The organism is Methylibium sp., assembly GCF_013817365.1.
Lineage (GTDB): Bacteria > Pseudomonadota > Gammaproteobacteria > Burkholderiales > Burkholderiaceae_C > Methylibium.
On sequence record NZ_JACDCU010000386.1, the window covers coordinates 1 to 3967 of the forward strand.

3 protein-coding genes and 1 pseudogene are annotated in these 3967 nt (G+C 69.4%); 3 read left to right on the top strand and 1 reads right to left on the bottom strand.

Translation table 11 applies throughout. The annotated features are described in order from the left end of the window. Together H0W38_RS18210 and H0W38_RS18215 are read left to right on the top strand one after the other, a co-directional pair. Positions 1–681, top strand: a 681-nt coding sequence (locus H0W38_RS18210) for a universal stress protein (RefSeq protein ID WP_292456735.1), incomplete at its 5' end; no start/stop codon positions are given. A 143-nt stretch (positions 682–824) separates the two neighbouring features. Next, on the top strand, positions 825–3599 hold the full coding sequence (locus tag H0W38_RS18215) for an HAD-IC family P-type ATPase (protein WP_292456737.1): 2775 nt from the start codon (positions 825–827) through the stop codon (positions 3597–3599). Here the strand turns inward: H0W38_RS18215 and H0W38_RS18220 are convergent. Further along, a complete protein-coding gene (locus H0W38_RS18220) occupies positions 3592–3723 on the bottom strand; it encodes a universal stress protein (RefSeq protein WP_292456740.1) in 132 nt (43 codons plus the stop codon). The two genes, H0W38_RS18215 and H0W38_RS18220, sit on opposite strands and share 8 nt — an antisense overlap. Positions 3724–3827: 104 nt before the next feature. On the opposite strand from H0W38_RS18220, the pseudogene H0W38_RS18225 reads away from it, so the two are divergent. Further along, positions 3828–3967 (top strand): annotated as a pseudogene (locus tag H0W38_RS18225) (NAD(P)-dependent alcohol dehydrogenase); the annotation flags it as partial.

Below are 3967 nucleotides of genomic sequence, written 5' to 3' on the forward strand. Positions count from 1 at the left end.
TACGTCGAAGACGCCGCCCGCGCGCGAAGCGACGCCACAGCCCGCGCCGGCCGATGGGCAGACCGGTTCCAGACGCTCTGCCGCAACGCAGGCGTGGCCTCGCTGGAAGCCGACGTTCACGAAGGTGATCCGCTCGTGGCCGTGCTGCACCATGCGCATTGCGCCGACGTGGCGGTCATCGGCCAGGCCGATCCGGCCAGCCCTGCGTACCGGGACGAAAAACGCTTCGTCGAACAGGTGCTGCTCCACAGCGCCCGGCCGACCTTGGTCGTGCCCTGCTCGGGACACATCGACACCGTCGACGGCGAAGTGCTCGTCGCCTGGGACGACAGCCACGGTTCGGCGCGGGCCACGGCCGACGCGCTGCCGCTGCTCCAGCAGGCCAGGCAGGTTCACCTGCGGTCGTGGCGCCGTGCCACCGAGGCCACCGAAGAGGCGATCCGCGGGCGGCTGCAAGCCGTGCAACGCTGGCTGATGCGTCAAGGCGTGGCGTGCAACGCGCAGGTGAAAGTGGCTCCTGCCGCCATCGGCGACGCCATCCTCGACGACGCGGCCGCTCTGGGTGCGGACCTCATCGTGATGGGCACCTACGGCCATTCACGCTGGACCGAGCGCATGCTGGGCGGCGCCACGCGAACCGCGCTGGAGCGATCAAAGGTCACGCTGTTGATGTCGCATTGAGCTTCTTCATCGGCTCACTCCGGTGGACAGGCGGTCCGGGGCAGCGCCGGTGCGATCGGTCGTATCGCCAAGTGCGGTCTGCCCGTTTGCCCCCTTGGACCTCTCAGCGTCGCAAGCGCCTGCCTGGAGCCCCCGCAATGGCCATGAATGTCATCGCAACCGATCACTGGCACGCGCGCACCGCCGAGGAAGCGCTCGCGTCGCTGCGCAGCGCCCCGCACGGGCTCGACCCCGCCGAGGCAAGCCGCCGCCTCGGCGAGCATGGGCCGAACGCGCTTCCCGAGGCGGTCGGCCGCCATCCGGTCGCGCGCTTTCTCGCCCAGTTCCACAACTCGCTGACCTACCTGCTGCTGACAGCCGCAGTCGCCGCGGCGGTGCTCGACCACACCGTGGACGCCGCGGTGATCGTCGGCGTGGTGCTGATCAACGCGATCGTCGGCTTCATCCATGAAGGCAAGGCCGAGAAGGCGCTGAACGCGATTCGGCGCATGATTTCGCCACGCGCGAACGTGCTGCGCAGCGGCCAACGTCACGGCGTTGCGGTGGCCGATCTCGTCCCCGGCGACATCGTGCTGCTCGAGCCCGGCGACCGCGTGCCGGCCGACCTGCGGCTGGTGCACGCCCGCGGGCTGCTGATCGACGAGGCCTTGTTGACCGGCGAGTCGGTCGCGGCCGAGAAGAAGCCGGCACCGGCCGCGCCCGAAGCGCCCCTGGGAGACCGCCACAGCATGGTGTTCTCGGGCACGCTCGTCGCGGCCGGTCAGGGCAGCGGCGTTGTCGTCGCGACCGGCGTACGCACGCAGATCGGCGGCATCAGCGAACTGCTGCAAGGCGTCGAACCGCTCGCCACGCCGCTGCAGCGCGAGATCAATCGCTTCAGCCGTCGCTTCACCGCGGTCGCGTTGGGCAGCGCTGCGGCGCTCTTCCTGTTCGCGGTGCTGGTGCGCGGCTACGACTGGAGCGACGCGCTGATGGCGGTGGTGGCCCTGGCCGTGGGGGCGATCCCGGAAGGCATGCCCACCGTCATCACGATCACGCTGGCCATCGGCGTGCAACGCATGGCCAAGCGCAAGGCCGTCATTCGCCACCTGCCGGCGGTGGAGACGCTCGGGGCGACCTCGGTCATCTGCTCCGACAAGACCGGCACGCTGACACGCAACGAGATGACAGCGTGCCGCGTGACCACCGGCTCTCACGCGCTACGCGTCACCGGCTCCGGGCACGCCCCGCAGGGCGAAGTGCACGCCGCCGGCAGCGACGACGCGGCGACTCGTGCCGCCGCACTTGCCGACGCGCAGCCGCTGCTGCGCTGCGGCCTGCTCTGCAACGACGCGCAGTTGCATCAGCGGGGCGGCGCCTGGGTGGTCGAGGGCGACCCGATGGAAGGCGCGCTGCTCGCGCTGGCGATGAAGGCCGGCTTGGACCCGCAGGCCGAGCGTGGCTCGTGGCCTCGGCTGGACGTGATTCCGTTCGATGCGGCGCATCGCTTCATGGCCTCGCTGCACCGCCATGCCGACGGTAAGCGCGTCGCGTTCGTCAAGGGCGCGCCCGAGCAGGTGCTGCGCATGTGCGCGCAGCAACTCGCCGACGGCGCTGGCGAGCCGCTCGACGACCGGTGGGACGAGCGCATCGCGGCCGCGGCGTCGGCCGGCGAACGCGTGCTCGGGTTCGGGATCAAGTGGCTTGCGGACGACCGCGCCCCCCTCGACCGCATCGACCTGGGTGACCTCGACGACGGCGTCACCTTCCTGGGCATTGTCGGCTTCATCGACCCGCCGCGCGACGAGGTGATCCGCGCGATCGCCGAATGCCGCTCGGCCGGCATCGACGTGAAGATGATCACCGGCGACCATGCCGTCACCGCCGCCGCAATCGCCGCCCAACTGCGCATCGCCGAGCAGCCCCGCGCCGTGACCGGCGCCGAGCTGGACGGTCTCACCGATGCTGACCTGGCTCGTCTGGTGCGCGAGACATCGGTGTTCGCGCGAACCAGCCCCGAGCACAAGCTGCGCATCGTGCGCGCGTTGCAGGACGATGGCGCGGTGGTCGCGATGACCGGCGACGGCGTCAACGATGCGCCGTCGCTCAAGCAAGCCAATGTGGGCGTCGCGATGGGCATCAAGGGCACCGAGGCGGCCAAGGAAGCCGCCCAGATGGTGCTGCTCGACGACAACTTCGCCTCGATCGTCGATGCCGTGCACGCCGGCCGCACGGTCTACGACAATATCCGCAAGGTGATCGCCTGGACCTTGCCGACCAACGGCGGCGAGGTCGCCGCCGTGGTGGCCGCGATCTTCATCGGCTTCACGCTGCCGATGACCGCGGCGCAGATCCTGTGGGTGAACCTCGTGAGTGCGGTGACGCTCGGCCTCGCGCTGGCGTTCGAGCCGTCGGAGCCGGGCGTGATGCAGCGGCCACCGCGCTCGGCAAGCGCCTCGCTGCTGTCGCCCTTCCTGCTGTGGCGCGTGGTGCTGGTGTCACTGCTTTTCATGGGCATCACGCTGGGCATGTTCTTCAGTGCCCTGGCCCGCGGTCACGATCTCGAGACCGCGCGCACCATCTTCGTCGACACGCTGGTCGTGCTGGAGGTTTTCTACCTCTTCAACGTGCGCTACCTGCACATGCGGTCGATGACGCTGCGCGGTGCGTTGGGCACGCCGGCGGTGCTGACCGCGATCGCGATCGTGACCACGGCGCAGCTCGTCTTCACCTATGCGCCGTTCATGAACGCGCTGTTCGAAACCCGGCCGCTGGCGTGGCCGGACGCTATCGCGGTCATCGCCTGCGGCGTCGGCCTGTTCGTGCTGCTCGAACTGGAGAAAGTCGCGATGCGCCGGCTCGGCGTGTTCGACGAACTGGGCGGCCCAGGGGCGCCGCCGCGGCCGCCTTCGAAAGACCGCAGCGCCGCCGTCACTTGACCACGACCACCGGCACGCGAGCCAAGTGCAGCACGCGCGTGGCCACCGAACCCAGCACGAGTCCGGAGATCGGAGTCAAGCAACGAAACAGGGGCGATGCTCGGCGCTCGGTAACGATCGTCAAGCACGCGCAGCCCGACATGCCACGCGAAGCTTGATCGTGCGCAAAGCGCTGGCGCCGGCCTTCTCCTAAGCTGCTTGCATCGGAACTTCTAAAGGAGCTACCCCATGGCCAAGATGAAAGCCGCAATCTTCGTAGCCCCCGGTCGCATCGTGCTGGACGACAAACCCATCCCCGACGTCGGCCCGCTGGACGCGTTGATGCGTGTCACCACCACCACCATCTGCGGCACCGACGTGCACATCCT